This is a genomic window from Streptomyces sp. NPDC043870, assembly GCF_056435785.1.
Genome location: NZ_JBWKDT010000146.1, coordinates 1 through 1,411 on the forward strand (window position 1 = coordinate 1; position 1,411 = coordinate 1,411).

Here is a 1,411-nt window from a genome sequence, read left to right on the forward strand (position 1 = left end):
GGTGGGGAGTGTAGCGGGGGTTTTGCATGGGTGGGACGGTCTTGGGCCGTCCGTCCCACCAACGTGTGCCCGCGCCGCATGTAATGGCAGCGTCGCGAGCAGTCCGTTGTCGTGATCCACGACGTACCGACGAATGCCTGGGACCTGGAACTCGAAGAACTCTTCCTGCGGACTGGAGCCCGCTTCTGCCGCGTGGAGGTCCGGCGGCGGATGCGGGACTACGTCCGCGGACTGCTCGGCCCGGTCGGCCGCAAGAACAGCTGGCAGATCGCCGAGTACGCCGGCCACGCCACCCCACACGGCCTGCAGCACCTGCTCTCCCACAGCCGGTGGGACGCCAACGGCCTGCGCGACGACCTGCAGACGTACGTGGCCGAACAACTCGGTCAGGCAGACGGCGTGTTGATCCTGGACGACACCGGCTTCATCAAGAAGGGAACCACCTCCGCAGGCGTGCAGCGCCAGTACTCCGGTACCGCAGGGCGAACGGAGAACTGCCAGATCGGGGTGTTTGCCGCCTACGCCACCAGCCGCGGGCACGCCCTTGTGGATCGCGAGCTCTACCTGCCCAAGTCCTGGATGGATGACCGGGAACGCTGCCAAGCGGCCCGCATCCCCGACGAGCGCACCTTCGCCACCAAGGGCGACCTCGCCCGCGGCATGATCGAGCGCACTTTGGCCTCCCAGCTCTCCATCGCCTGGGTCACCGCCGATTCCGCCTACGGACAGGACTCCCACTTCCGCCGCTTCCTGGAAGGCCGCGGCCTCTTCTATGTCGTCGCCGTGCCCAAGTCCCAGCAGGTCCACGGCCCGCGCATCGACTTCCTCATCGAACAGGCCCCGCCCGAGGCATGGCAGCGCTTGTCGGCAGGGCAGGGAGCGAAAGGCGATCGCTACTACGACTGGGCCGCCGCCCGCCTGCCCGCCGTGTTCGAGTTCGACGGCGACGAGCCGACCCGGCAGCGGTGGATGCTCGCCCGCCGCAGCATCCACAAGCCCGAGGAGATCGCCTACTACCTCGCTTGCGCTCCGCTGGAGGCCACCGTTGCCGACTTGGTCCGAGTCGCTGGATGCCGTTGGAAGATCGAGGAGTGCTTCCAGAGCGCGAAGAACGAGTGCGGCCTGGACCAGTACGAGGTCCGGCGCTACGTGGGCTGGTATCGGCACATCACGCTCGCCATGCTCGCCCACGCATTCCTCGCGGTGATGACCGTCCAGGAGCGTGAAAAGGGGGTGTCGAGGCCGACACGCGCGACCTCGTGGACCTCACACCAGCCGAGATCCGTCGTCTGCTGGCAGCTGAACCCCGCCGCCATCCTGGACGCCGCGACCACGCGGTGAACTGGTCTCGATGGCGGCGTCGCCACCAAGCACGTGCCCGACGCTGCCATTACATGCGGCGCGGGCACAC

General features: G+C 67.8%; 1 protein-coding gene. It reads left to right on the forward strand.

Translation table 11 applies throughout. From position 1 onward, the window contains the following. The first annotated feature begins 111 nt into the window (after nucleotides 1–111). Nucleotides 112–1,341: an IS701 family transposase gene (locus tag AC0699_RS39755; RefSeq protein ID WP_478671609.1), complete on the forward strand. Its 1,230-nt coding sequence runs from the start codon at nucleotides 112–114 to the stop codon at nucleotides 1,339–1,341. The last annotated feature ends 70 nt before the right edge of the window (nucleotides 1,342–1,411 follow it).